Annotated in this window: 2 protein-coding genes and 1 pseudogene; all 3 read left to right on the top strand. The window is 53.3% G+C overall.

What is annotated here, in order from left to right; translation table 11 throughout:
• Positions 1–331: pseudogene (locus FDX01_RS16330) on the top strand (succinylglutamate desuccinylase/aspartoacylase family protein); the annotation flags it as partial.
• The gene (locus FDX01_RS16325) at positions 328–783 is read left to right on the top strand and encodes a pyridoxal-phosphate dependent enzyme (RefSeq protein ID WP_249361001.1); all 456 of its coding nucleotides are present in this window, start codon (positions 328–330) and stop codon (positions 781–783) included. The pseudogene FDX01_RS16330 and the gene FDX01_RS16325, both read left to right, overlap by 4 nt.
• A 75-nt stretch (positions 784–858) precedes the next feature.
• Positions 859–2,087, top strand: a protein-coding gene (locus FDX01_RS16320; protein ID WP_148116659.1) for an IS3-like element ISEc27 family transposase whose coding sequence is annotated in 2 segments (ribosomal slippage) — positions 859–1,174 and positions 1,174–2,087 — 1,230 coding nt in all. Because the reading frame shifts where the segments join, the coding sequence is not laid out codon by codon here.
• The last annotated feature ends 45 nt before the right edge of the window (positions 2,088–2,132 follow it).

Here is a 2,132-nt window from a genome sequence, read left to right as displayed (position 1 = left end):
ATCTCATATCAGGAACTTGTTCGCACCTTCCTTAATCAATACCGCGTCACAGCCTGCCGATCCTTCATTACAGGTCTTCATTCCTGCCGGTGGCAATCTTCTTTCGCCCGGCGATGGATGGTTTGAACCCGTGGTGGAAATCGGTGATGAAGTACAAGCAGGTGATCTGGCTGGATGGCTTCACCGCCTCTCAGAACCAGAAGCCATACCGCAGGCTATACATTTTAAGGTCAAGGGACGGGTCTATTCTCAGCGCACTTTTGGTGCTACGTCTCAGGGCAACAGTCTTGCGGTTTTGGTACAAAACCTGTCGAATAAGGAACGCTCATGAATCAGGATATCACCCTGTCGGACTATCAGGCTTCTCTGGATCGAGTACGACCGTGGGTGCGCAAAACGCCGCTTGTTGAAACGGCACCCTGGCAGCCCGTGCCGGGAATTGAGCTCAGACTGAAAGCTGAATGTTGTCAGGTAACCGGCTCGTTTAAAGCCCGAGGTGCATTTAACCGTGTCCTCAATCTCCCACTCTCAGTTCGTCAGCAGGGGTTAGCCACTGCGTCAGGGGGAAATTTCGGTGCGGCAGTCGCTTACGTAGGGCAGCAACTCAGCATACCCGCAGATGTCTTTGTGATGAATACCAGCACGGATCTGACGCGAAAGCGTATTGAAAGTTACGGAGCAAAACTGACTGTTGAAGGCGACTTCTGGGATCAAAGCTGGGATGCTGCCGGCGTTCGAGTAAAGGAAACGGGGGGCGCATTACTTCATAGACTGGCCCCCTGAATCTCCAGACAGTTGGTATCACTTAAGTTAGTGATAGTCTTAATACTAGTTTTTAGACTAGTCGTTGGAGTCCGAATGATTGATGTTTTAGGTCCAGAGAAGCGCAGACGGCGAAGTGTTCAGGAAAAAATCGCCATTGTTCAGCAGAGTTTTGAGCCCGGAATGACCGTGTCGCTGGTCGCCCGTCAGCATGGCGTTGCTGCCAGTCAGCTGTTCCTGTGGCGTAAGCAGTATCAGGAAGGCAGCCTTACAGCCGTTGCCGCAGGAGAACAGGTTGTGCCCGCGTCGGAGCTGGCATCTGCGATGAAGCAAATTAAAGAGCTGCAACGCCTGTTGGGCAAGAAAACCATGGAAAACGAGCTGCTAAAAGAAGCCGTTGAATATGGCCGACAAAAAAAGTGGATAGCGCACGTGCCCTTGTTGCCGGAGGATGGCGAATAAGCCTTGTCAGTCGTTGCCTCCGGGTCTCACGTGCGCAACTGCATGCCATGGCCCGTCGGTCGAAGGACTGGCAGGATCGTCGGTGCAAGCGCAAGCCTGATGATACTGACGCGCTGGCCCGTATCCATACCGTTATCGGCGATCTGCCCACCTATGGTTATCGTCGGGTATGGGCACTGCTGCGCAGACAATCAGAAACTGACGACATGGCGGTGATCAATGCCAAACGCGTATACCGCATCATGCGTCAGAATGCGCTGCTGCTTGAGCGTAAACCGGAAATACCGCCATCGAAGCGGGCGCATACAGGGAAAGTGGCCGTTGGAGAAAGTAACCAGCGGTGGTGCTCTGACGGCTTCGAGTTCAGCTGTGATAACGGTGAAAAACTGCGGGTCACGTTCGCTCTGGACTGTTGCGATCGCGAGGCACTTTACTGGGCGGCCAGTAACGGTGGATATGACAGTGAAACCGTGCAGGACGTCATGCTGGGTGCCGTGGAGCGTCGTTTCGGTAACAGCCTGCCGACATCCCCAGTTGAGTGGCTGACAGACAACGGTTCAGCCTACCGTTCTTATCAGACGCGTCAGTTCGCCAGAATGGTAGGACTGGAGCCTAAACATACGGCGGTACGTAGCCCGGAAAGCAACGGGATGGCAGAGAGCTTCGTGAAAACGATGAAGCGCGATTACATCAGCATCATGCCGAAACCCGACGGGTTAACAGCGGTAAAGAACCTTGCGGAGGCCTTCGAACATTACAACGAATGGCATCCGCATAGTGCACTGGGGTATCGTTCGCCACGGGAATATCTGCGGCGGCGAACCAGTAATGGGTTAAGTGATAAAAAGTGTATGGAAATATAGGGGCCAATCCATAAGGGATGTACGAAATGATCCGGCTGTCCGTTA

Origin of the sequence: Citrobacter sp. wls613 (assembly GCF_005281195.1) — a bacterium.
Lineage (GTDB): Bacteria > Pseudomonadota > Gammaproteobacteria > Enterobacterales > Enterobacteriaceae > Citrobacter > Citrobacter gillenii.
The sequence above is the reverse complement of the archived record's forward strand: the minus strand, read 5'-3'. Positions and strand labels throughout refer to the sequence as shown.